The sequence below is a fragment of the Noviherbaspirillum sp. genome, assembly GCF_035944575.1.
Taxonomy (GTDB): Bacteria; Pseudomonadota; Gammaproteobacteria; order Burkholderiales; family Burkholderiaceae_D; genus Noviherbaspirillum.
Map to the genome: position 1 here is coordinate 1 of NZ_DASZBA010000176.1, position 1,531 is coordinate 1,531.

Here is a 1,531-nt window from a genome sequence, read left to right on the forward strand (position 1 = left end):
CTGCAAGGCGATCCTTGGACGGATGAAAAGCCGGTATGTATTCGTCGAAGGCGATACGCCGCGCGAACTGCTGCAGAAAAAGGTGGTCGCGGTCCGCATCCTGACCTTCCTGTTCATGTTTGCCGAGATGCTCTCGCGTCCTTTCCTGCCGCTCTATGCAGGCACCCTGCCGAACCACGGGATCGGCTTGCCTCCCGATTTTCTGTCTAGTCTTCCCATCACCGCTTATCTGCTCGGTGTGGCGCTCAGCATGCCGTTCGCCGGAAGATGGTCCGACCTCGTCGGCCGTCGTCACAGCTACATGACAGGCGCAATGATCGTCACGGTCGGCCTGCTTCTCACTGGTCTTGTTCCGGATTTCTTTGTACTGGTGGGCGCGCGGGCAATGACCGGAGTCGGCTATGCGGTAATGTTTATGGCCTGTCAGGGCTACATCATCGACAACACTGAAAACAGCAATCGTGGCCAGGGCATTGCCATGTTCGTCGGCGCGATCATGGTAGCGGAGATTTGTGCGCCAGCGGTCGGCGGCATTCTCGCTGACCGAATCGGCTACCGCCTGGTGTTCATATTCGGTGCGCTGATCGCGGCTCTCGCCGCCGCATTGGCAACCGGCATCCTTGACAACCGCCGCAGGCGGCCGCCCGCGGCAAGCCGGCAGCAAGTTCAAAAGCCGCTCAGAAGGCTGGCGAAGAATTATCGATTCGGCGCGCTGGCAGTGTTATCCGGCATACCGGCAAAGCTGATTTATTCCGGCTTTCTGATCTACCTGGTGCCAGTGCTGCTGACCGAACTTGGAAGCTCGAAATCCGAAATCGGACGCTACGCAATGATATATGGCGTAGTGGCTCTGGTGCTGGCACCAGTATTCGCCCGCATTGCCGATCGATATAACGCCTACGTCGGCATGGTCAGCCTGGGTGGATTGCTGACCGGTGGCGGCTTGCTGCCCATCCTGCTCGGCGCCAATCCAAACTGCGTGTTGCTCGGCATTGCAGCGCTTGGCCTCGGCCAGTCGATGAGTATCTCCGCGCAACTCGTGCTGGTGGCAAGGGTGACCAAGCGCGAAGCGGAGACGGCCGGCACGACGGCCATCCTGGGTGTGTTTCGCCTTGTAGAACGTCTTGGCGCTGCAGCCGGCCCGGCCATTACCGGCGCCATCGTCGCCTCCTTCGGCACCGTATCGGCCATGGCCGCCCTCGGCATTTTCGGCGTGATTTCGTCCGTTCTCTTTTCGCTGATTTTTTTCTTCGTCGATAATCAGGCCGATGGGGAAGGTGAACTGAACGCCGTTCCGGGAAGGGTTGCAGCATGAGGCTCAATCGCCGCCGTTTCCTGACCGCTGGTGCAGCAGGCGTGACTGCCCTGGCCATGCCGTCCGTGCTCCTTGCGCAGACCACGCCCTACAAGATCTACATGATCCTCTACCGCGGCGAGACGGAGGTCGAAAAGGGTTTTCGCGAATATCTGTCCTCACGCCGCCTGCCGGTCGAACTCATCATCCGGGACGTCGATCGCGACATCCGCAAGA

The 1,531-nt window shown here is 59.9% G+C and carries 2 protein-coding genes; both read left to right on the plus strand.

All coding sequences use genetic code 11. The features are described 5' to 3' along the window. Positions 1 to 1,315: MFS transporter (locus VGU61_RS13005; RefSeq protein ID WP_326859561.1), on the plus strand; the 1,315-nt coding region annotated here is incomplete at its 5' end. Beyond that, the coding region (locus tag VGU61_RS13010) for a twin-arginine translocation signal domain-containing protein (protein ID WP_326859562.1) at positions 1,312 to 1,531 on the plus strand (220 nt) is incomplete at its 3' end. The genes VGU61_RS13005 and VGU61_RS13010, both read left to right, overlap by 4 nt.